Below are 23,260 nucleotides of genomic sequence, written 5' to 3' on the forward strand. Positions count from 1 at the left end.
CTTGGTCATGGGGCTTTGCGCCAATTGCTTTTGTTGTTCACACAAGCCAAGCTAGTCAACACCAATCTGAGGTACCTGGACAAATAAGAGGTATTGCATGGGCAGCATGTATCAAACCGGGCTGAATAAGCAGACGGCTAATTATTCCAGTTTGACCCCGCTTAGTTTTCTACAGCGATCCGCCTATATATTCCCGGACAAGACCGCAGTAATCGATGACGATATGGTCTTGAGCTACAGCAATCTATATCGCCGCTGTAGCAGTATGGCCTCAGCGTTGGCGGCGAAAGGCATTACGGCCGGCGACACGGTGTCGATCCTGTGCTTCAACACACACGAATTGCTGGAAAGCCATTATTCCATTCCCATGGCTGGCGCCGTTCTGAACGCTCTGAACACCCGCCTGGACGCTAACGCGCTGGCGTTTATCCTAGGGCATGCTGACTCGCGTATCTTGTTCTACGACACCGAATTCGAGCCGCTGGTTCAGCAAGTGGTCACGGCAATGGCGCAGCCGCCTTTGCTGGTCGCCATTGCACGTTTGGCTGGAGCCCCATCGTCTTCCTCTACATTGCTTTACGAGGATCTACTAGCGAGCGGCGATCCCGAATGCTCATGGTCGAAGGTGGCAGATGAATGGGATGCCATTGCGCTCAATTACACGTCGGGTACGACGGGCGAACCTAAAGGCGTTGTCTACCATCATCGTGGCGCTTACTTGGCCGCGTTAAGCAATACTATGGCATTCAACATGACCGCAGATACCGTCTATTTATGGACCTTGCCGATGTTTCATTGCAACGGCTGGTGCTATCCCTGGGCAGTCACGGCGGTTGGCGGAACTCATATTTGTTTGCGCAAAGTACAGGCTGAACTGGTTCTGGATCGGATCACGAATCATAGGGTCACTCATATGTGCGGCGCCCCTGTGGTGCTGAATATGTTGTTGGATAACTTCCGCAAGCACGCGGCGACCTTGAGCATGCCGGTGAAATTCGCCTTGGGTGGAGCCGCGCCGCCAAGTCCAGTTATCGGTCGCGCTCAACAGATTGGCTTTCAAATAACGCATTTGTATGGCTTGACTGAATCGTACGGTCCATCGGCCTTATGTGTGTGGCAAGACGACTGGCAGGATCTACCGCCCGAAGAGCTTGCTCTGAAAATGTCCAGGCAAGGGGTGGGCTTATTGGGGATCGACGAGCTAAATGTGGGTAGGTTGGACGGCGGTGGTTATGTACCGTTCGATGGTCAGACTTTGGGCGAATTGCTTATCCGGGGCAACACCCTTATGAAGGGATATCTGAAGAACGAGGCCGGTACGCGAGAAGCATTCAAGGATGGCTGGTTTCATACCGGAGACCTTGCGGTGGTGCACCCGGACGGTTATATCGAAATTAAGGACCGTGCCAAGGACATTATTATTTCCGGCGGTGAAAATATCTCGAGCCAAGAAATTGAAGAGGTCCTCTATCGCCACCCTCTGGTGTTAGAGGCGGCAGTAGTCGCCTTGGCAGATGAAAAATGGGGAGAGGTGCCTTGCGCTTTTATCGCCCTGAGGGACAGTCCGCAAGTCATCACAGACGAAGAAATCATCGCCTTCTGCAAAGCAAATATGGCGTCGTTCAAAGCCCCTAAAAGGGTGGTGTTTGGTGAGTTGCCAAAAACGTCAACGGGGAAGATTCGAAAGAACATTCTTCGGGATTCCCTGGCATAGAAGCAGCGCTGTAATCAGGCCTTATGCCAAAGCGTGTAGTCGCAGGACTTTAGTGCAGTAGTGGCAATGGGGGTTCAACCCACAGTAAAGCGGAATCAAAAATATACGGTTACAGCACAATAATTCTTCAAGGAGACGTCCACATGTTCAAGATACTGAGCAAGAAGCCGCTGTTGTCTATAGCCCTTGCCGGAGCCTTCGGTTTTAGCCCGGCGCACGGTGCTGACGGTCCCATCAAGATAGGCGCTATCTACATTATGTCCGGTAGCGCTGCTACCTATGGGAAATTTGCCCAGCAAGGTATGCAGTTGGCCATAGACGAAATCAATGCGGCGGGCGGTGTTCTCGGACGCAAGTTGGCGTTGCAGCTTGAAGATGGACAGGGCAAGGCAGCCGTAGCGATCCAGGCTGCCCGTAAACTGGTTTACCAGGACAAGGCCGACGTATTAATGGGCCTTGATAGCTCCGGCGTTGCGCAAGGCTTGGTACCCGTGCTGCCCGAGCTGGGCAAACCTTTTATTATCACGCATGCCGCCACACCCGATGTCACGGGCAAGCTGTGCAATTCCTATACCTATCGTGTCAGTGTCAACGTGCATCAAAATATGCAGGGTGCGGCAACGATCGCCGCAAAAACCGGCGTCAAGAAATGGACCACCATAGGTCCCGACTATGCCTTCGGTCATCAATCCTGGGAATTCTTCAGCAAATATCTTAAGGAAAAATCGCCAGAAGCTGTGCTTATGACCCAAACGGCATTTCCTCGATTCGGCGCAGAGGACTTCACGCCCTTTATCAATGGCGTCATGGAATCCAAACCGGACGGGGTGTTGATTTCACTATGGGGCGGTGATTTGGTCAATTTCATACGCCAGGCCAATAACCGAGGCTTTTTCAAGCAAGGTTTTGAAGTGTTGCTTACAGTGGGCGCGGCTACCGAGGTTTTGACAGCGTTAGGCGATCAAATGCCAGAGGGGGTCTGGCTGGGCACGCGGTATTGGTATGGCGCTCACGATAACGAGTTGAACAAGAAATTTGTCACTTCATACCAAAAAAAATACGCCACACCGCCCAGTTATAACGCCGAAGGGGCTTATGTTGCGGTATACGCTTTCAAGACGGCCATTGAGAAAGCTGGCAATGTCGATGGGAAAGCCGTAGCGACCGCGCTTTCTGGCTTGAGTATTGAAGCGCCCACAGGAACGTTGACGTTCCGCAAGGGCGACAATCAGGCCCTGATCGGCCCAACTTGGGGGAAAACGGTCGCGATGAACGAGCAAGACAAAATCCGTTCCTTAACGGATGTGCAGTTCTTTGACGGTCAAAAAATCACCCCAGCCGTAGATCCGGCCTGCAAGTTATAAGCCCTTTGCACTCTCCAGCATTACGGCACTCATCCCCCTGGCATTGATACGCCAGGGGGTAATACAAAATAACAAGGGGGCGTCATGAGCAGTTTAGGGATGGCTTTGCTCAATAGTCTTGATATTGGGCTGTTGCTGTTTGTTATTGCAGTTGGCCTGAATATAGTGTTTGGGGTGCTGAACGTTATTAATTTTGCCCATGGCGCACTGTATATGCTAGGTGCTTACTTGGCTTATAGCTGCATGACCTTACTGGGAATGTCGTTCTGGTCGACCCTGCTGCTAGCGCCGTTAGGTGTCGCCGCCCTGGCCGTGCTTATCGACCGGCTGATGCTGCGCTTTATTTATCAGCGCGAGATTTCCGACAGTCTGCTCCTTACTTTTGCCTTGCTGCTCATCCTTAACGAATCGGTACGCCAAATCTGGGGGACAGGCATACATGTCATTGATCCGCCGGCGTCGTTGCAAGGTACGGTGGCGCTGCCAGGGGGTATCACTTATCCGCTTTACAGCCTGTTCGTGGTGCTCGTGGGGCTGGTCGTCGTGTGTGCCCTGTGGCTGCTATTCAATCGTACGCGGATCGGCAGAATCATGCGTGCTGCGGCTCTCGATCGCGAAATGGCGCAGGTTCTTTGCATCAATACCAAACTGGTTATTACGGGGGTGTTTGCTTTTGGGGCTTGGCTGGCCGCGCTCGGTGGCGTGGTCGCCGCGCCCATGCGCGCCATCGATCCTGGCATGGGTGACAAGATTATTATCGAAAGCTTTATTGTCGTCGTTATCGGCGGTTTGGGTAGTTTTCCGGGAGCCTTGCTCGGCGCAATTGTTCTTGGCCTTATTTACGGCTTCGGAGGGCGCTTTTTGCCGGAGGTTAATCTGATACTTCCTTTTATAGGCATGGCCATTATTTTGCTGCTCAAGCCTCATGGCCTAATGGGCAAAGGAGCGGCGTCATGAAGAATTACTGCATTCCGATAGCGCTGATTCTAGTCCTGGCTGCCTTGCTTGCCTTACCCTCGATCGCACCGTACTTTTATATTTTCATTGTCACCGAAATTTTGATCCTGGGTTTATTTGCGGCCAGCTTCAACCTGATCTTCGGGTATACAGGCATGCTCAGTTTTGGGCACGCTGCTTTTTTCGGAGTAGGGGCCTATGCCACGGCGATGCTGTTGCAAGATGCTCAATGGCCTTTATTGGCCTGTCTATTGGCATCTACTGTTGCCGGCACCATTTTGGCGCTGGTAATCGGGTTTTTCAGCGTCAGGCTAAATGAAGTGTACTTTTCCATGCTGACTTTGGCCTTTGGCATGATGGTCTTTGCCGTAGTGCATCAATGGCGCTCCGTCACCAATGGAAGCGATGGTATCGCAGGGTTTCAGATGGGCTCGCTAGGTTTGGGAATTGAACTGGCATTGGGTAACCCTAGTGTTTATTACTATGTCGTGCTAGTCATCGTGGTCATCGCCGCCGGTGTTTTGTACCTGATTTGCCGATCGTCTTTTGGACTGATACTGCGTGCCATTCGACAGAACCCGGAAAGAGTTGCATTTTGCGGTGTCGACGTAAAAAACTATCGCCTTGCCGCCTTTACCGCTTCGGGCGCCTTTGCAGGCCTGGCGGGCGGATTGATGGCCCCGTTCCTGCGTATCGCCAGCCCAGAACTCGTGCATTGGTCGATGTCGGCTGAACCGATATTAATGTCGATACTGGGTGGTACGGGCTACTTTCTGGGGCCGTTTTTCGGGGCTGGCATGTTTGTGCTGTTAGAGACTTGGATCACCAGCATGACGCATTCGTGGATGCTCGTGCTTGGCATCATCCTGGCATTGATGGTGATGTTTTTCAGACGAGGCGTGTTTGGAACCGTTCTTGACCGCTTACAGGGGCGAAAATGACTAAGCCTATCTTACAACTCAGCCATCTGACCAAACGTTTTGGCGGAGTGGCTGCCGTATCAGATGTTTCGCTCGATGTTGTTCCCAAAGAAACGCTTGCCATTATCGGCCCCAACGGCGCGGGGAAAACCACTTTCTATAACTTGTTGTCGGGCCGCATGACACCAACAGAAGGGACAATTATCTTTCAGGGCTGCGACATAACAGGCCTGCCGCCGCATCGCATCAGCCGCATGGGCATATCACGCTCATTTCAGCTCAACAATATTTTCAATGAAATGAGCGTGCGCGAAAATATCGAAGTTGCGCTTACCGCCTATCACGGCCATAGCCGCCGCTGGACGAATATCGCTTCACGTAATCGGCCCATACAGCAAGAGGCCGACACCTTGCTTGAACGATTGTCGTTGACCGATCTAGCTCAGCGTCGCGCGGGAGTCATCAGCTACGGAGACAAAAGGCTCGTCGAAATAGCGGTGGTGCTGGCCACGCGCCCCCGCCTGGTGTTGCTTGACGAACCTACCGCAGGCATGACACCCGACGAAACCCATAGGGTTACGGCATTGATCAAGACCCTGGGTGCAAGCGGCGACTATACCTTCCTGATTACCGAGCACGACATGGGTGTGGTGTTCGATGTAGCCGATCGGATCCTGGTGCTGCATCGAGGCCAAACGCTGGCGTTAGGCTCGCCGCACGAGGTGAAGATGAATGCCGAAGTCAGGCGAGCCTATTTGGGCAGTACCGAAGAGGAGCTTGCGTCATGATGCTGGAAGTCGACAATATTCATACTTATTATGGAGAAAGCCACGCATTGCAAGGCTTGTCATTAAAGCTTGAAGCGGGCGAAATTGTGTGCCTGCTAGGGCGCAACGGGGCGGGGAAAAGCACCACACTGCGCAGTATTATCGGCTTATCATCGCCAAGCAAGGGTAGGGTCATATTTCAGGGCCGCGACATTACCGGACAGCCGGCCTATCGTATTGCCCGGCAGGGTATAGGGCTCGTGCCCGAAGACAGGCGTATTTTTCCTGGTCTAAGCGTTCGGGAAAATCTTGAGGTGGCCCAGTACCGGCGCCGTGGTAGCAGCGGCCAATGGACCATAGAACGTATATTTGACGAATATCCGATGTTGGGTGACCTGGCGGATCAAGACGGTAAAACCCTGTCCGGTGGCGAGCAGCAAATGCTGGCAGTCGCCCGGTCATTAATGAGTGAGCCCTTATTACTATTGCTGGATGAACCCAACGAAGGTCTGGCTCCGGTCATCGTCCAGCAAATCGGTGCCCTTATCGATGAATTATCCAAAACCACCACCATTCTATTTACCGATCAAAGCGTGCACTTTGCCCTGAAGTATGCTGGACGGGCGTATATTTTAGAAAAAGGGATGGTCGTGCACGAAGCCAAAAGCCAAGACCTGATTAACGATCTGGATACGCAACACCGGTACTTGTCGGTCGCATAAGCCGCATTATTTCGTCGACCAACGGTGCAAGACCGGTGTTTGTTGCCCCACGATTTGCCTACGCCGCTGCAAAAAGGTAAAGTATTGTGTTGACTCGCCTAATACCAACGGCTAGTCACGAAGGGCTCTGTCATCCGGGCTATCCGCCCGGTTTTTTGCGCTCGTAATACTTTGCTGTTGGCCGCGCCACAAGCGTGTGTTGCCAAAGCTTCCGTTCTACCTCCCGCGTTCACGCGAACGCTCGTGCTGTGTTTCGACGAGTCCGAGTCGGTTCGGCAAGGTGTCTGGGTGGCATGGCTCCGTGAGCCATAAAGCGCCAGATCATGTTGCTGTAGCTGGTTTACGCTCAGGCCATCATTGGCCAGTCGGGGTGTCAGTACTGGTTACGAAAGGAATACAATATGGAACTCAATGGCGCAGATATCGTCGTGCGCTGCCTTGCCGAACAGGGTGTTGACCACGTGTTTGGTTATCCCGGCGGCGCGGTACTCTACATCTACGACGCAATCTATAAACAAGAAAATTTTCAGCATATATTGGTGCGTCACGAGCAAGCAGCCGTGCATGCAGCCGATGCTTATTCACGCTCATCCAACAAAATCGGTGTGGCGTTAGTTACCAGTGGCCCAGGCCTGACCAATGCCGTTACCGGCATCGCAACGGCGTATATGGACTCCATTCCCATGGTGATCATCAGTGGGCAGGTACCTAGCCATGCAATCGGAGAAGACGCTTTTCAGGAGTGCGATACCGTCGGTATTACGCGTCCTTGCGTCAAGCACAACTTTCTCGTACGTGACGTCAAAGACCTGGCCGAAACCATGCGGCGGGCATTTTATATCGCTAAAACGGGTCGTCCTGGTCCGGTGCTGGTTGATATTCCCAAAGACATAACCGTTGCCACTTGCAAATACACCCCGCCACGCGGCGAGGTGAAAATGCGCTCGTATGCTCCCGTCGTCAAGGGGCACCAAGGCCAAATCAAAAAAGCGGTACAAATGCTGCTTACGGCCGAACGGCCCATGATTTATTCCGGCGGCGGGGTGGTGCTTTCCAATGCGTCTGCCGAATTGCGTCAACTGGTCGAACTTGTCGGCGCGCCTTGCACAAATACCTTGATGGGGCTGGGTGCCTTTCCTGCAAGCAACGACAAGTTTGTCGGTATGCCTGGCATGCACGGTACCTACGAGGCCAATATGGCCATGCAGCATTGCGATGTTCTTATTGCGATCGGCGCTCGTTTCGATGACCGGGTCATTGGTAATCCCAAGCATTTTTCGCAAAATCCTCGCAAAATCGTGCATATCGATATCGATCCTTCGTCGATCTCGAAGCGCGTTCGTGTCGACGTACCGATCGTCGGAAATGTTAAAGACGTGCTTGACGAACTCAATGCCTTGTATGCGCAGTCAGCAGCCGAGACGCCGCCCAATAAAGCGGCTTTGGGCAAATGGTGGCAGCAAATCAATACCTGGCGTGGCAAAGAATGTCTGGTGTACGAGAACTCCGACACGCTTATCAAGCCTCAGTATGTGGTTCAAAAGCTCTGGGAGATCACGCACGGCGACGCCTTCGTCACATCGGACGTTGGGCAGCATCAAATGTGGGCCGCGCAGTATTACCGTTTCGACGAGCCGCGTCGCTGGATCAATTCGGGGGGCCTTGGCACCATGGGCGTAGGTTTGCCTTATGCCATGGGCGTACAGATGGCCAACCCCGATAGCCAGATCGCCGTTATCACGGGTGAAGCGTCGATTCAGATGAACATCCAGGAACTTTCGACCTGCAAGCAATATCACCTGACGCCCAAAGTGCTCTGCTTGAATAATCGCTACCTCGGAATGGTGCGTCAGTGGCAGCAAATCGATTACGGATCTCGTTACTCAGAGTCCTATGTCGATGCCTTGCCCGACTTCGTAAAGCTGGTTGAAAGCTATGGCCACGTTGGCATGCGCATCGATAAACCAGCCGATGTCGAGCCGGCTATCCGCGAAGCATTTACTAAATACAAAGACAGGCTAGTGTTCATGGACTTCATTACCGATCAAACCGAGAACGTGTGGCCTATGGTGAAAGCGGGCCGCGGACTTACCGAAATGTTGCTTGGTTCTGAAGACTTGTAAGGGAAGAACATGAAACACGTAATTTCTATCCTTCTCGAGAATGAGCCTGGTGCACTGTCTCGCGTCGTGGGGCTTTTTTCGGCGCGCGGTTACAACATCGAAACCCTTACCGTAGCCCCGACTGAAGACAGCACCTTGTCGCGAATGACTATCGTCACCAATGGTTCAGACGAAGTCATTGAACAGATCACCAAGCATCTGAATCGCTTGGTCGATGTCGTCAAGGTGGTGGACTTGTCCGAAGGTCCCCACATCGAGCGCGAGCTCATGTTGATCAAGGTGCGCGCGGTGGGCAAAGAACGCGAAGAAATGAAGCGCATGGCCGACATCTTCCGAGGTCGCATCATCGACGTGACTGATAAGGTCTACACCATAGAGCTTACAGGCGACCAGGGCAAAATCGAGGCCTTTATCGGGGCGCTCGATCGCAGTGCCATTCTGGAAACAGTGCGCACTGGCGTGTCCGGTATAGGCCGCGGCGAACGCGTCCTGAAGCTGTAGAACGTGCCGTAACTTTTAACTAGCACGAATAAAAAGGGCATGGTGCTTCACGCCGCAACGCGGAGCGCGAAATGCCATGATCCGGTTCGCGGTACAACTTAATCTGATATAAAGCCCGGTATCGGGCTAAATGAACAACAATTCCTCAAGCATTGGAGCACTTTAAATGAAAGTTTTTTACGACAAAGATTGTGACTTGTCCCTAGTCAAGGGTAAAACCGTTGCCATCATCGGTTATGGTTCGCAAGGCCATGCGCACGCGCTGAATTTGCACGAGTCGGGCGTCAATGTGGTGGTCGGCCTTCGTAAGGGCGGCGCATCCTGGAGCAAGGCGGAAAACGCCGGCCTGAAAGTTCAAGAAGTGGCAGAAGCCGTTAAACAGGCCGACCTCGTCATGATCCTGTTGCCGGACGAAAATATTGCTGAAGTCTATCGTTCGCAAGTTGCCGCCAACATCAAGGCTGGCGCCGCATTGGCGTTTGCCCACGGTTTTAATGTCCACTACGGACAGGTTCAGCCACGCGCCGATATCGACGTCATCATGATCGCGCCTAAGGCTCCTGGCCACACTGTCCGCGGTACATACCGTCAGGGCGGGGGCGTACCTGCGCTTGTCGCGGTGCACCAAGACACATCGGGTGCCGCACGTGATGTCGCCTTGTCGTATGCGTGCGCCATCGGTAGCGGCCGTGCCGGTATCATCGAAACCAACTTCCGCGAAGAAACAGAAACCGACTTGTTCGGCGAACAAGCTGTCTTGTGCGGCGGCGCGGTCGAGCTCATCAAAGCCGGTTTTGAAACCCTCGTCGAAGCGGGTTACGCACCGGAAATGGCTTATTTTGAATGCCTGCACGAACTGAAGCTTATCGTTGACTTGATCTACGAAGGCGGCATTGCCAACATGAACTACTCCATTTCGAACAACGCCGAGTACGGTGAATACGAAACGGGTCCGAAGATCGTTACTGAAGAAACCAGAAAAGCCATGCGTCAATGCCTGGCCGATATTCAAAATGGCGTATACGCTAAGAACTTCATTTTGGAAAATGCAGCCGGTGCTCCTACGCTGACTTCCCGTCGCCGTATTAACGCCGAGTCGCAAATCGAGCAGGTTGGCGGGAAGTTGCGCGCCATGATGCCTTGGATCGCTGCCAACAAGCTGGTTGATCAAACCAAGAACTAATCGCTTCTATGCTTGCTGCGCAAGCGCGTCCCCAGGCTATTTTTCGACCTCGGTTCGCGCCTTGCGTCAAGCAAGATAAATAGTGCTTTGTAAACGGCACCCCAGACGTTGGAGACTGATCCAATCTCTGGGGTGTTCCTTTTGGCTTGCGCCAGATGGCCTCCAAGGGGTGTTTTGGTAGATAATCGGTTCAAAGGGCTCGCCGTAATGCCGGTCTCACGGTAAACGGGTAAACACTCACGCACATTTGGGTTATTCTTCGTCCTACGATGAATAAACCTCCTTATCCCCATCCCATTATTGCGCGCGAAGGCTGGCCATTCCTGGCCGGCATCGTGCTGGTTTCCATAGTAGTCAGCTTTTGGTCGGGCGCTGCCTCGATCCCGTTCTGGCTACTGTCGATTTTCGTACTACAGTTCTTTCGGGACCCTCCGCGCATTGCCCCTGAAGGCGAGTTCAATGTTCTGTCGCCCGCCGACGGCCGCATTGTGGCGGTGGAAGAAGTTCACGATTCCTACGCCGATCGGAACGCGCTAAAGATAAGCGTGTTCATGAACGTCTTCAACGTTCACTCTAATCGCTCGCCCGTCAAGGGATCCGTCGTTTCTGTCAATTATTTTGCCGGCCAGTTTTTCAATGCTTCGCTGGACAAGGCTTCACTCGAAAACGAGCGCAATGCTACGGTATTGCTCACCGAACACGGTCACGTGGTCACTGCCGTTCAGGTGGCTGGTCTGGTGGCCAAGCGCATTCTTTGTTATATCAAGCCGGGTGACCCGCTGTATGCAGGACAACGCTACGGTTTTATCCGTTTTGGTTCGCGGGTAGATGTTTATTTGCCCCCAGGTTCACGCCCTCGCGTTGCGATAGGCGATAAGGTTCAAGCCACTAGTACGGTATTGGCCGAATTGCCCGACGCTATCGCCGATTTGCCAGAGTAAACTAACCAATGCCAAATTTCTCATCGGACGAAGCACGCCGCCGCAGTATTTATCTGCTGCCTAATGCCTTCACTACCGCCAACCTGTTCGCCGGGTTCTACGCGGTGGTGCAGGCCATGAACGGCCAATTCGAGATGGCGGCTATTGCAATCTTTCTTGCCATGGTTTTTGATGGCATGGACGGGCGTGTCGCCCGGCTTACAAATACGCAGTCTGCCTTTGGTGAGCAGTATGATTCCTTGTCGGATATGACATCCTTCGGAATCGCTCCTGCTCTGGTCATGTACGAATGGTCTTTGCAGGGCCTGGGGCGTTGGGGCTGGCTAGCAGCTTTTATTTATGTCGTCGGTGCGGCGCTGAGGTTGGCACGTTTCAATACCAATATTGGCGTCGTCGATAAGCGTTTCTTCCAAGGGTTGCCCAGCCCTGCCGCAGCGGCACTGGTCGCCGGCTTTCTTTGGTTGGCTGTCGACAACAAATTATCTTTGCAAAACGAAACAATTGCTTGGCTGTCGTTCGGTTTTACAGTCTATGCAGGCATTGCAATGGTCACTAATGCGCCATTTTACAGCGGAAAAAGTTTTGCGCTGGGCCGTAGTGTGCCGTTTTGGGTCATGCTGTTGTTGGTGGGTGCGTTCGTCTTCGTATCCAGCGATCCACCCATCGTGCTATTTAGCCTGTTCGTCGTCTATGGTTTATCGGGGTGGGCCATTATGTTCTGGCGGTGGCGGCGTGCCCGCGAACTGACGCGCTTGCGCCAAGAAGGGATCGAAGAACGCGACACGCCGATAGCACCTACATTTACCGCGCCTCATACCTATCAGCTTCCCGAGAGCGAAATACAAAGGACGGATACTGATCAGCGTTCACCACCAAGCGGAAACATTAGGGGTCCAGACGGACCCTAGGTTGCGGCGCGGCATTAGGCAGTAAAGCCTGATGCCGGCTCGCATGCTCGATCGTGCTGCGGTTTCACCTTGACGCCACTGGTTGCGACAAGGCTATCCACTAGTCGAACATGAAATTTCTTTCATACATGGGATCTGGCCCGGGGTGAAAGCGCGTCACTTTCGATCCGTCTCTACCGAAATAAACATACATGAGCGAGTTCCAGGTATGGTTCTGCCGATATCGGTAGCTCCAGACAATCTGCCTCGACGCGGGCAAACCAACTGTCGTGATTTCGGCAGGCGGCCCGAACTCGCAGCGCACCTGGTCGGGAGTCCAGGTTCCTGAAGACAGAACGCGAAAGTGCTCATCTGTCAGTACGGGTTGGACGCGATCGGTGTTGCCCGCGGCATCCGCATTAGTCGCCCAGGCGTATTGGCCCATGGGCTGCATGCTCCAGATCAATCGTTGACCGCCGTTTTCAGTGGGACATGAGTAAGTGGGACGGCCATACTCTGCCTCTATCTGATGCAGTGGGGTACCGGGGGGGGTGTCGGCCATTGTTCCGCAGGCAGTCAGAAACGCTACCGATATGGCAGCGAAGCCCGCTTTACTAATTCGTGTGAAGTTAGAATTTTTCATCGAGTCTCTGCCAAGAGGTTATCCTTGCGATATTTTACGAGCATACTCCTCAATAGTGGCAGGTGTTGACCCGATTTATATCGCTGTGCTATTGGCGCGACATATCGCGTTTGGCACTGGCCCAGGCGAATATTCGGCCATTCCGCTATAATGCTTTCTGCTTGGAGATCCGCGTACGCATGTGCATGGCAGGTATCCAGGTAAAATTTTTATTTTTAATCATCCACGTCAGGGCACCTCGGCGCTGACGCCTGTTAAAGAGGCTAATAATGTCTGTTGCTGACATCAAAAAATCCGATATCGTTGCAGAATATCAACGTGCACAAGGCGATACCGGTTCCCCCGAAGTACAAGTCGCGTTGCTAACCGCACGCATCAACGAACTGACCGGCCACTTCAAGGCCCACATGAAAGACCACCACTCACGCCGTGGTCTGTTGCGCATGGTTAGCCGCCGTCGCAAATTGCTAGATTACCTAAAGGGCCGCAATCCCGATTCGTATCGTGCGCTTATCGAAAAGCTCGGTCTGCGTAAGTGATACTCGGGGCTGGCTCCCCATGATGCAACCGTGCTCACTGCGATTCTAATCGTGGTGTGCACGGTTTTTTCCATTGTAAGGATACCCACCAATGTTTAATAAAGTGAGCAAATCGTTTCAGTACGGTCAGCACACAGTGGTTCTTGAAACCGGCGAGATAGCTCGCCAGGCATCAGGCGCCGTTCTCGTTTCGATTGAAGATACCGTTGTACTGGCGACCGTTGTCGCCGCAAAGACCGCAAAGCAGGGCCAGGACTTTTTCCCATTGACCGTCGACTACGTCGAAAAAACCTACGCTGCGGGCCGTATCCCAGGTGGGTTCTTCAAGCGTGAAGGCCGTCCTTCCGAAAAAGAAATCCTTACGTCGCGCCTGATCGATCGTCCTTTGCGTCCCTTGTTTCCTGAAGGCTTCTACAACGAAGTCCAGGTCATTATCCACACCGTCTCGGTCAATCCTGAAATCGACCCCGACATGGCGGCCATGATTGGTGCGTCGGCTGCGTTGGCTATTTCGGGTATTCCATTTGACGGCCCTATCGGCGCTGCGCGTGTGGGTTATGTGAGCGGACAGTATGTACTGAATCCTACCAGCAGCCAACTTAAAGAATCGCAGATGGATCTGATTGTGGCCGGAACCGAAGCCGCCGTGCTGATGGTTGAATCCGAAGCCCAGCAACTGTCTGAAGAAGTCATGCTCGGTGGTGTGGTGTTTGGTCACGAACAAATGCAGGCCTGCATCAACGCTATACACGACTTGGTTGCAGAAGCCGGCAAGCCCGAGTGGGAATGGCAGGCTGCACCGAAGAATGAAGCTCTGGTCACGGCTGTAACAGCTGCCGCGCAAGACGACTTGCACGCTGCCTACCAGATTCGCGAAAAGCAGGCTCGCACCACGCACCTGCAGAACGTCTACACCAACGTCAAAGCCAAGCTGCAAGAGCATGCTGCTGCAAAAGGCGAGGCTGCACCCGATAACGTCGGTGTCGAAAATCTGCTTTTTGATCTCGAGTCCAAAATCGTACGCGGCCAGATCTTGAACGGCGAGCCCCGTATCGACGGCCGTGATACCCGCACCGTACGTCCTATCAGTGTACGGCTCGGTGTATTGCCTCGGGCTCACGGCAGCGCCTTGTTCACACGTGGCGAGACGCAGGCTCTGGTCGTCGCCACCTTGGGAACCAAGCAGGACGAACAGATTATTGACTCGATCATGGGCGAATCCCGTGACCGTTTCATGCTGCATTATAATTTCCCGCCGTTCGCTACCGGTGAAACCGGTCGTTTCGGCTCGCCCAAGCGTCGCGAAATTGGCCATGGCCGACTAGCCAAGCGTGCATTGGTGTCGTCCTTGCCTGAAGCTCAGGATTTCCAGTACACCATTCGCGTTGTCTCTGAAATTACCGAGTCCAACGGCTCGTCCTCCATGGCGTCGGTATGTGGCGGTTCGCTCGCCATGATGGACGCGGGCGTACCCATCAAGGATCACGTTGCCGGTGTGGCGATGGGGCTTATCAAAGATGGCGGCAAGTTCGCTGTGCTTACCGATATTCTGGGCGATGAAGATCACCTTGGCGATATGGATTTCAAAGTCGCTGGCACGGTACAAGGTATTACCGCCTTGCAGATGGATATCAAGATCCAGGGCATCACCAAGGAAATCATGCAGGTCGCATTGGCTCAGGCCAAAGAAGGGCGTCTGCATATCTTGGGCAAAATGAAGGAAGCTATCGACGGTTCGCGTACCGAGCTTTCCGAGTTTGCGCCGCGCATGCTTAGCATTAAGATCAATCCTGAAAAAATCCGCGACGTTATCGGTAAGGGTGGCGCAACCATCCGTGCCCTGACTGAAGAAACCGGCACACAAATCGATATCGGCGACGATGGCACCATCACCATCTCCAGCGCCGATCTCGATAAGGCTCGCGAGGCCGAGCGCCGTATCAAGGAATTGACTGCCGACGTAGAAGTAGGTCAGGAATATGAAGGTCCAGTCTTACGTTTGCTCGACTTCGGCGCAATCGTTCAGGTATTGCCGGGGCGTGATGGTCTACTGCACATCTCCGAAATCGCCAACTATCGTATCGCGAACATCAACGATGTCCTGAAAGTTGGTCAATTGGTACGAATCAAGGTTATCGAAGCTGATGACAAGGGCCGTTTGCGCTTGTCGATGAAAGCGATCGGTGGCATTGAGGCCCAAGGCGGGCCGCAGGGTCCTGTCGCGGCGCCTGCCGTCACACCGGAAGCCTAATGGCGAAGGGGCGACCTTAGTGGTCGCCCGCCCGCTATTTCCTTCTGTATGCGCTTAAAAAAATAGACACCCAAGGGTGTCTATTTTTGCAAATGCTGGTGCACCCACCCGGAATCGAACCGGGACGACCAATGATCGAGAGATTTTAAGTCTCTTGCGTCTACCTATTCCGCCATGGGTGCGCGGGGCGCATAGCGCCGGGTACTGTCTGTATGTCGGATTGGCAATGCTGCTGCTTGATCCGATAGTACTTGATCGAACGATCAAGTGGCGGAAGCGGTGAGATTCGAACTCACGGACGAGTTACCCCGTCGCTGGTTTTCAAGACCAGTCCATTCAACCGCTCTGGCACGCTTCCGTTCTTCTGCGAGCATGCAAGGACTACTTGCAAACCCCTGTGGCGCGCATATCCGTTAATCACGGAAATTGCACCTTTCAGAAGGACGTGAGTTTAGCCTAAGTAGCGGCCCTTGTGGGCTGAATGACGCAGATTGAAGGAAAAAAGTCATTTCACAGGTGATAATAGGATCTTTCGTTTGTGCCAAGGAGTCCCAATGAAGGCAGTGGAAATCTCGAAACCGGGCGGCCCGGAGGTTTTGGTGCTGGTCGATAGGCCCCTACCTGAACCGAAAGCTGGAGAAGTTCTTATCAAGGTGTCGGCAGCTGGCATCAACCGCCCTGATGTCTTTCAGCGCAAAGGCAATTATGCGCCTCCTCCCGGCGCCTCCGACCTACCTGGTCTAGAGGTTGCGGGCGAAATCGTCGGTGGCGATGCGGCCGCCGGTGGGTTTGCTATTGGCGACAAAGTTTGTGCCCTGTTGGCCGGTGGCGGTTACGCTGAATACTGTGTCGCTCCTGTCGCTCAGTGTTTGCTTATTCCCGAAGGTCTATCCGACATCGAAGCTGCAGGCTTGCCGGAAACCTATTACACGGTGTGGAGCAATGTGTTCGATCGTGGGCAACTGTCGACTGGCGAGTCTTTGCTGGTTCACGGTGGCGCAAGCGGCATCGGTACCACAGCCGTGCAACTCGCTACGGCCATGGGACATAAGGTCTATGCAACGGTGGGCAGCGACGAGCGTGCCCGGGCTGTCGAGAAACTGGGTGCAGTGCTTGGGATTAATTACCGCACTCAAGACTATGTAGAGGAAGTCAAGAAAGCCACGGACGGCCAAGGCGTTGACGTCATACTCGATATGGTGGCCGGCGAGTACATCAATCGTAATCTTAATTGCCTGGCTGACGACGGCCGTATTGTCATCATCGCCTTGTTGGGCGGTTCCAAGGCAACCTTAGACTGCAATCACATATTACGCCGGCGCCTTACCGTTACCGGCTCTACGTTGCGGCCACGCCCGGTTGCCTTCAAAGCAGAAATTTCAAAGGCATTGAAGCAGCATGTGTGGCCGTTGCTTGAAGCGCGAAAGATACGGCCGATCGTTCACGCAACGTTCCCGTTGGCCAAGGCTTGCGATGCGCATGCAATGATGGATGCCGGAGAACAAATCGGCAAAATTATACTGACCGTGTAGTCAAGTCTTCCGGATCACGCCACCGTGGTGTGATCCGGGCATTCCGTGCGTATTTCCGGCTAACAAGCTACAATGCCGGGTTATCCAATTTTTTCTTACTGAGCTTCATGAATACTGCCTTAGTTCGTAAGCGCCTTGTCATAGGCAACTGGAAAATGCACGGTACTCGTGCAAGCAATGCGGCTCTTCTTACGGGCTTGTGTGCTGGGGTGGCCGTCGTTCACGACTGTGACCTTGCGGTTTGTGCGCCATTTCCTTATCTGGCACAGGTAAGCAGCAGTTTGGCGGGCAGCGGGATTTCTTGGGGTGCCCAAGACATCAGCAAGCACGAACACGGCGCTTATACCGGTGAAGTCTCATCGACGATGCTAGGTGACTTCGGTTGTAAGTGGACTCTGGTAGGTCACTCCGAGCGTCGCACCCTGCACGGCGAGTCCGACCAGTTGGTTGCCGACAAGGCGGTATCAGCAATCAAGGCCGGCATCACTCCGGTGGTTTGTATTGGTGAAACCTTCGCTGAACAAGAAGCCGGGCGCACCAATGAAGTGATTTCCCGGCAACTGGCTCCTGTGCTGGCCCTAGGGGCGCAGTCGCTGAGTCAAATGGTATTGGCCTACGAGCCAGTATGGGCAATTGGTACAGGACTTACGGCGACGCCTCAACAGGCTCAGGACGTTCATGCCTTTATTCGAGCACAACTGTCCGAATTAGGTGTGCCGCAGGTCCGAATTTTGTACGGCGGTAGCGTCAAGGCGTCTAACGCTGTCAGTTTGTTTGCCATGTCTGATATCGACGGCGCCCTCGTAGGTGGCGCGTCGCTGGTGGCAGAAGAATTTTTACGTATAGCGGCCGCATAGGCCTCGGAGTTTTTTCATGCAATGGTTGTCACCTGTTCTTCTGGCGATCCAGGTCGTATCGTCGTTGAGTATTATTTTGTTGGTCTTGCTGCAACAGGGCAAGGGCGCCGACATGGGCTCTTCGTTCGGGGGCGGTTCGGCAGGTAGTTTGTTTGGCGCCACCGGTGCCGCCAATTTCCTGTCGCGCGCAACCAAATGGGCCGCAATTATCTTTTTCGTATCCACCGGTGGTTTAGCCTACGTCGCGCACCATCCTGGCGGAAAGTCAATTCTTGATGGCGGCGTTATGCAGGGCTTCCAGGCCCCCGTGCCTGCGACAGGGTCAGCGGTACCCGTAGCACCTAATGCTGCCGTGCCCGCCGTTCCCGCCGTTCCTGCAGTTCCTGCGCCCGCAGAGGTCCCCGCGACCCCCGCACCGGCTCAAGAGCCAGCAGCGACTGTTCCGGCTGCACCCGCTGCACCCGCTGCGCCGGAAGCGGTTCCTGCTCCTGAAAAACCAGCCGCGACGCAGGGTACAACGCCGCCTGCCACGGCGCCCGCTGGAACTAAATAACTGGCTTTCTGGGCTTTCGCTTGTTTCGGAAGGCTTGGAAAAATGCGAACCAAAATTCGTGCTAGAATACCGCTCTTTACAGGCCGACGTGGTGGAATTGGTAGACACGCTATCTTGAGGGGGTAGTGGCGAAAGCTGTGCGAGTTCGAGTCTCGCCGTCGGCACCAAATAGTGGTAATGCAAAGCAGTCTGATCAAGTCTAACTAACCCGCTTCTTCATAGGAAGGCGCGGGTTTTTTAATGCAGTGTAGTCTTGTAAGGCCTTATATAATCAGTTGCTCTGTGTACGTTTATGTGTTCCTTATTAAACGATGCACATATATGGTTTCACGCTATGCCGGCATGGGCCACGTCTGTGGTTCCGGTATTTTTGGACCAGATTCCAACCGGGCAAACCGGCACAGCCTTGCTACAGACTTAGTGGCGCACATACGTTCCGCATGCAACTTGCTGGCCGCCAAGTAAGCTGCACTAAGCGATGCACTTACGCCTCTGTTAGAAGCACCTGCCCAGGAGTCGCCTTATGAAACGTAAAACTTCAAAAGTTCGGTCTGGCAAGTTAGACGCAATTCCGGAACCAGAGTCGGCCAGGCCAAGGTGGCGCAATGCCATTTTCGTGCTGCTAGGCCTCGTGCTGTGCATTGCTGCTGGCGGGTATGCAGCGCAGCGCTTTAATGCCCGTGCGGACCAGGGCACGTCTACCGATAGCGCGTTGCCGATGGCAGTGATTATGGGCGACGGTGTAAAGGGTCCCAAGGGCATGGTGTGGGTACCCGGCGGCGAGTTTCTGATGGGCAGCGATTCCAAGCAGGCGCAAGCAAATGAAAAGCCCACGCACAAGGTCAATGTGCACGGTTTCTGGATGGATACGCATCACGTCACGAATGCCGAGTTCGCCCGTTTCGTCAAAGAAAGCGCTTATGTGACGACGGCCGAACGTAAACCCGACTGGGAAACTCTCAAGGTTCAAATGCCGCCGGGCACGCCGGAGCCGCCAGCTGCGGCATTCGTAGCAGGGGCTATGGTCTTTGTCGGGACAGAGTCAAAAGTGCCCCTCAATGATTGGTCGCAATGGTGGCGCTATATGCCTGGTGCGAACTGGCGCCACCCAGAGGGGCCAAATAGTGACATCCAGGACAAGGACGATCACCCGGTGGTGCAGGTGTCGTATGAGGATGTGCAGGCCTACGCCAAGTGGGCCGGCAAGCGTCTGCCGACCGAGGCCGAATGGGAGTTCGCTGCGCGCGGTGGCCTAGAACAAGCGACCTACGTTTGGGGCGACGAACTGAAGCCGGACGGCAAGCAGATGGCTAATATCTGGGACGTACAGAGGCGCGACTTCCCGGTCATCAGTCCCAAAGCCGGCGGTGCCGCCGGTACTTTGCCGACCGGCACGTTTCCGCCCAATGGCTACGGTCTCTACGACATGACGGGCAATGCCTGGCAGTGGGTGGCCGACTGGTACCGTGAGGATTACTTCCAGCAGCAGGCAACACTGAAGCACATCGTCGATCCGCAGGGGCCGGACAACAGCTACGACGCACACGATCCGGGTGTGCCTGTCAGTGCGCCCAAGCGTGTGACACGCGGCGGTTCATTCCTGTGCAACGAAGATTACTGCCTCAGCTACCGGCCCAGCGCGCGGCGTGGCAACGATCCCTATAATCCCATGTCACACATCGGCTTTCGATTGGTCATGACTGATGCGCAGTGGCGCGCATATACGAGTGAAGGTAAAGCCAAAGCGGCATCTCTGAATTAATTCACGTTATGCTGCGAAAGCTCGGCGAGTTGATAAGCCATTTCTACCTGCTTATGGTCTGAGGCAAGTATTGAAGAAAAAGGGCGTAGGTTGATGATCATAAGCCCTTTCTCGTCAGGCTCGTGCTTATGTTTCACCCATATATTTCCCGAGTCTGGGCGATGCAATATCAGTAAAGCGGTGCTGACGGAATCGCCCGCAGCTTTTCTGCCGCGGGCGTCCTTGCGGGGTGGATTACTTGCTGGGTCGTGCCGTTTCAATTTTTTTCTGTGCCTCTTCCAGCGCCTTTTTCAGACTAAGCGTATCCGCGCCCTGACTTGGTGGGTAGTCCGTCAGCGTTTTCAGATGCTCGGCGATGAAAGGCCCCGATGAATTCAGCGCCCACATTTTCGCGGCAAAGAACTTTCGGCCAGCTGCGCCCCACTCATGTGATTCCTGATCCATCCTCTCAAGCGGATCCATGAGCAGATTGAACAGGTAAGGAACGCTCATATAGGTTTTCTGGTTCCACCACGAGCCTTCCTTCTTGGCGCCGATGTGTATCTTCCAGGCGTCTACCCGTAAAGCCATGAGATCGGTTTCGTCGTAATAGAAAATCTCGTGTCGGGCGGATTCTTCACTTTCTCCGGTCCAATGTGCGAGATTGTTATAGCCGTCGAGATGGACCCTGTACTTCGTCTCGCCCATCGTTTTGTCCCTGAGTAAGTCGTCCTTGAGGGTGGGTAGACCCGCTGCCGCTGCGAGCGTGACATAGAGGTCTTCATGATTCTGAATACCATTGGAAACGCTTCCGGGTTTGATCTTGCCAGGCCATTTCACTAGCATCGGTACCCGCACACCGCCTTCCCAAGTGGTGCCTTTCTCGCCACGGAAAGGCGCATAGCCGCCGTCTGGCCACAGCATTAGCTCGTAGCCGTTGTCGGTGGTGTAGATGACGATGGTGTTGTCGGCGATGCCCATGTCTTCGAGTTTCTTGAGCAATGTACCGACCTGCTCGTCATGCTCGATCATTTTGGCGCGCACCACGTCTTCCTCGGCGCGGCCTTCATCGACCGCCATCTGGATGTATTTCTTCGGCGAATGCGAATGGATATGAGTGGCCGTCGTATTGAACCACAGGAAGAAAGGTTTGTCCTTGGACTGGCCATCCATCCACTTAAGCGTATGGGTCAATACTTCGGCATCGAAGGTCTCCATGCGCTTGCGCGTGAGGGGCCCGGTGTTCTCGATTTTCTGCTTGCCCACGCGTCCGAATTTCGGATCCTCGGTCGAATCGTCCGTCGTTGTCGCCCAGGCATGAAGTACGCCACGCGGTCCCATCTTCTTCAAATACTCAGGATGCTTCTGGCCAGGATAATCGAGCTCTTCGGGCTCCTCTTCGGCATTCAGGTGATAGAGGTTGCCAAACCACTCGTCGAAGCCATGTACCGTCGGCAGGTGTTCATTGCGGTCGCCGAGGTGGTTCTTGCCGAACTGTCCGGTCGCATAACCTTGTGTTTTGAGCACTTCGGCGAGCGTGGGATTCTGCTTCTGTATACCCCGCGTTGAACCGGGGATGCCGATGGTCGTCAAGCCAGTGCGTATCGGCATCTGCCCCAGAATGAAGGCTGCGCGCCCAGCTGTGCAGCTCGGCTGCCCATAGTGATCGGTGAAGAGCATGCCTTCCTTGGCGATGCGATCAATGCTGGGCGTTCGCCCCATCATGCCGTGCGAATAAGCGCCGACGTTCCACATGCCGATGTCGTCGCCAAAGATAACGACGATGTTGGGTTTGTTGCTTTGTGCGTGTCCTGTCGTTGGCACGATGGTTGCCGATACGGCCGTTACGGCCACCACGGCACCCATCAGGACTCTGCCCCATGAGTATCTATTGAACATGTCATCTCCTCTGTTGCGAGCGACCACACCCGGCGGCCATGGTTGATGCAGACTACTTCTTTGTCTGATCCGGATAGATGCATTTCCAGTCATTTTTCATGCTGATGACGACCCATTGTTTTGTTCTGGCTTCGTCCAGTGCCTTGTCGAGTTTGCCGACCTTGGATTCGCGGTCGTAGGCAAATTCGCGTTCGGCGTCGTCGTGGTGAACAAGGACCGTCAGACGCTTGCCACTGCCGGCCATCGTGTACTGCAGCATCTCCAGGTCGCCATCTGAATTGCCGAAGGCTGCAACGGGGCGACGTCCGATGGCGCGGTAAATACCGGCCGGTTTTCCGGGGCCGTCGTCGACAAAGTCAATCTTGGATTCGCGAATGAGTACCGGATGTCCGTCCTGCATGTCGAACTTCACATCCGACAATGTGCCGATCACCTGCTCGGGAGGAATACCGTAAGCGGCTTCGGACCAGGGCCGCATGAATTCGACGCTTCCGCCGGAAACGATAAAAGTTTTGAAGCCATTGGCGCGCAAATAGGAAAGCAGTTCCTGCATGGGCTTGTAGACCATCTCGGTGTACAGGCGCTTGGTTTGAGGATGGCGCGTCGTGGCCAGCCAGTCGCGTATGGTCTTGTCGTAGGCCTCAGTGGTCATGCCGCTATTGGCTTGTACCAGCAGTTCGATTAGCGGCTTATGGCCGAGCTCGGCGAGTGCCGCGTCATCGTGTGCAATAAGCGCCTTGAAAACGGGGTTATCTTTCCACTCTGGATGCTCTGGCGCTGCGGCCTTGACCTGTTCAATCATAAAGGGGAACTGGAAGTAGAGCGGCTGTTCGCTCCATAAGGTGCCATCGTTATCGAAGGTGGCGACGCGCTCAGCCGGAGCAACGTAATTGGGCGACCTCTTATCTGTGACTTCGGCCACGAATTTGAAGATGGCCTGTTTATTGGGACCGTTGTTCCAGCAGGGGAGCGGTTCCGCGGCATGCGCTGCCGCGATCACAACCAGAGCGATGCAGAGTGCGGCGAACAACTGCTGAGCAGCAAATCGAAGTGCATTCATACATATCCCCCAAAATAGGAACAGGACTGTTTCGTGCGTGATCTTTGCTTTGTCTCTATCGTGAACTCGGTAAAACCGTAGGTCAGTATAGATTGAGATTGTTAGA

Annotated in this window: 20 protein-coding genes and 3 tRNA genes; 18 read left to right on the forward strand and 5 right to left on the reverse strand. The window is 54.1% G+C overall.

The annotated features are described in order from the left end of the window. The first annotated feature begins 97 nt into the window (after nt 1-97). The 11 genes from EKL30_RS11800 to pssA all read left to right on the forward strand — a co-directional run bounded on the left by EKL30_RS11800 (nt 98) and on the right by pssA (nt 12,100). Nucleotides 98-1,714 (forward strand): AMP-binding protein, encoded by a 1,617-nt coding sequence (locus tag EKL30_RS11800; RefSeq protein WP_126707433.1) that lies wholly within the window; start codon nt 98-100, stop codon nt 1,712-1,714. A gap of 143 nt (nt 1,715-1,857) precedes the next feature. Then, nucleotides 1,858-3,078, forward strand: a complete 1,221-nt coding sequence (locus tag EKL30_RS11805; protein ID WP_126707434.1) for an ABC transporter substrate-binding protein — start codon at nt 1,858-1,860, stop codon at nt 3,076-3,078. 84 nt (nt 3,079-3,162) lie between these two features. After that, on the forward strand, nt 3,163-4,035 hold the full coding sequence (locus tag EKL30_RS11810; RefSeq protein WP_126707435.1) for a branched-chain amino acid ABC transporter permease: 873 nt from the start codon (nt 3,163-3,165) through the stop codon (nt 4,033-4,035). Continuing rightward, a complete protein-coding gene (locus EKL30_RS11815) occupies nt 4,032-4,976 on the forward strand; it encodes a branched-chain amino acid ABC transporter permease (protein ID WP_126707436.1) in 945 nt (314 codons plus the stop codon). The genes EKL30_RS11810 and EKL30_RS11815 overlap by 4 nt, the downstream gene beginning before the upstream one ends. Continuing rightward, nucleotides 4,973-5,743 (forward strand): ABC transporter ATP-binding protein, encoded by a 771-nt coding sequence (locus EKL30_RS11820; protein ID WP_126707437.1) that lies wholly within the window; start codon nt 4,973-4,975, stop codon nt 5,741-5,743. Before EKL30_RS11815 ends, EKL30_RS11820 begins: the two co-directional genes overlap by 4 nt. Continuing rightward, entirely contained in the window at nt 5,740-6,444 is a 705-nt protein-coding gene (locus EKL30_RS11825) for an ABC transporter ATP-binding protein (RefSeq protein ID WP_126707438.1), read from the forward strand. Before EKL30_RS11820 ends, EKL30_RS11825 begins: the two co-directional genes overlap by 4 nt. 401 nt (nt 6,445-6,845) lie before the next feature. Beyond that, complete coding sequence (locus EKL30_RS11830) at nt 6,846-8,567, forward strand: acetolactate synthase 3 catalytic subunit (RefSeq protein ID WP_126707439.1); 1,722 nt, start codon at nt 6,846-6,848, stop codon at nt 8,565-8,567. Between the two features lie 9 nt (nt 8,568-8,576). Beyond that, nucleotides 8,577-9,068, forward strand: coding sequence for an acetolactate synthase small subunit (gene ilvN, locus EKL30_RS11835; RefSeq protein WP_126707440.1), 492 nt, complete (start codon nt 8,577-8,579; stop codon nt 9,066-9,068). Between the two features lie 166 nt (nt 9,069-9,234). After that, a complete protein-coding gene (ilvC, locus tag EKL30_RS11840; RefSeq protein WP_126707441.1) occupies nt 9,235-10,251 on the forward strand; it encodes a ketol-acid reductoisomerase in 1,017 nt (338 codons plus the stop codon). 269 nt (nt 10,252-10,520) lie between these two features. Beyond that, a complete protein-coding gene (locus tag EKL30_RS11845; protein ID WP_126707442.1) occupies nt 10,521-11,192 on the forward strand; it encodes a phosphatidylserine decarboxylase in 672 nt (223 codons plus the stop codon). Nucleotides 11,193-11,200: 8 nt separating this feature from the next. Further along, complete coding sequence (gene pssA / locus EKL30_RS11850; RefSeq protein ID WP_126707443.1) at nt 11,201-12,100, forward strand: CDP-diacylglycerol--serine O-phosphatidyltransferase; 900 nt, start codon at nt 11,201-11,203, stop codon at nt 12,098-12,100. Between the two features lie 100 nt (nt 12,101-12,200). Here the strand turns inward: pssA and EKL30_RS11855 are convergent, their stop codons facing one another. Beyond that, entirely contained in the window at nt 12,201-12,722 is a 522-nt protein-coding gene (locus tag EKL30_RS11855; protein WP_126707444.1) for a hypothetical protein, read from the reverse strand. 269 nt (nt 12,723-12,991) lie between these two features. On the opposite strand from EKL30_RS11855, the gene rpsO reads away from it, so the two are divergent. Together rpsO and pnp are read left to right on the forward strand one after the other, a co-directional pair. Further along, nucleotides 12,992-13,261, forward strand: a complete 270-nt coding sequence (gene rpsO / locus EKL30_RS11860; protein WP_126707445.1) for a 30S ribosomal protein S15 — start codon at nt 12,992-12,994, stop codon at nt 13,259-13,261. Between the two features lie 91 nt (nt 13,262-13,352). Then, on the forward strand, nt 13,353-15,512 hold the full coding sequence (pnp, locus tag EKL30_RS11865; protein ID WP_126707446.1) for a polyribonucleotide nucleotidyltransferase: 2,160 nt from the start codon (nt 13,353-13,355) through the stop codon (nt 15,510-15,512). A gap of 96 nt (nt 15,513-15,608) precedes the next feature. Here the strand turns inward: pnp and EKL30_RS11870 are convergent. Next, nucleotides 15,609-15,694, reverse strand: a tRNA-Leu gene (locus tag EKL30_RS11870). Nucleotides 15,695-15,780: 86 nt separating this feature from the next. Further along, nucleotides 15,781-15,870: transfer RNA gene (locus EKL30_RS11875), tRNA-Ser, on the reverse strand. Between the two features lie 196 nt (nt 15,871-16,066). Here EKL30_RS11875 and EKL30_RS11880 point away from each other — a divergent pair. The 5 genes from EKL30_RS11880 (at nt 16,067) to EKL30_RS11900 (ending at nt 20,216) form a co-directional block, all read left to right on the forward strand. Continuing rightward, the gene (locus tag EKL30_RS11880; RefSeq protein ID WP_126707447.1) at nt 16,067-17,044 is read left to right on the forward strand and encodes an NAD(P)H-quinone oxidoreductase; all 978 of its coding nucleotides are present in this window, start codon (nt 16,067-16,069) and stop codon (nt 17,042-17,044) included. A 107-nt stretch (nt 17,045-17,151) separates the two neighbouring features. Then, complete coding sequence (tpiA, locus tag EKL30_RS11885; protein WP_126707448.1) at nt 17,152-17,901, forward strand: triose-phosphate isomerase; 750 nt, start codon at nt 17,152-17,154, stop codon at nt 17,899-17,901. Nucleotides 17,902-17,917: 16 nt separating this feature from the next. Continuing rightward, entirely contained in the window at nt 17,918-18,454 is a 537-nt protein-coding gene (secG, locus tag EKL30_RS11890; RefSeq protein ID WP_126707449.1) for a preprotein translocase subunit SecG, read from the forward strand. Nucleotides 18,455-18,536: 82 nt separating this feature from the next. Then, nucleotides 18,537-18,621: transfer RNA gene (locus EKL30_RS11895), tRNA-Leu, on the forward strand. A gap of 356 nt (nt 18,622-18,977) precedes the next feature. Next, nucleotides 18,978-20,216: a formylglycine-generating enzyme family protein gene (locus EKL30_RS11900; protein ID WP_126707450.1), complete on the forward strand. Its 1,239-nt coding sequence runs from the start codon at nt 18,978-18,980 to the stop codon at nt 20,214-20,216. Nucleotides 20,217-20,450: 234 nt separating this feature from the next. On the opposite strand, the gene EKL30_RS11905 is transcribed toward EKL30_RS11900, so the two are convergent. Together EKL30_RS11905 and EKL30_RS11910 are read right to left on the reverse strand one after the other, a co-directional pair. Then, the gene (locus tag EKL30_RS11905) at nt 20,451-22,094 is read right to left on the reverse strand and encodes an arylsulfatase (RefSeq protein WP_199748551.1); all 1,644 of its coding nucleotides are present in this window, start codon (nt 22,092-22,094) and stop codon (nt 20,451-20,453) included. Between the two features lie 52 nt (nt 22,095-22,146). Then, a complete protein-coding gene (locus tag EKL30_RS11910; protein WP_126707451.1) occupies nt 22,147-23,154 on the reverse strand; it encodes an HAD family phosphatase in 1,008 nt (335 codons plus the stop codon). Between the last annotated feature and the right edge of the window lie 106 nt (nt 23,155-23,260).

This window comes from Candidimonas sp. SYP-B2681, from assembly GCF_003971065.1.
In the GTDB taxonomy this organism is placed as follows: Bacteria; Pseudomonadota; Gammaproteobacteria; order Burkholderiales; family Burkholderiaceae_B; genus Pollutimonas.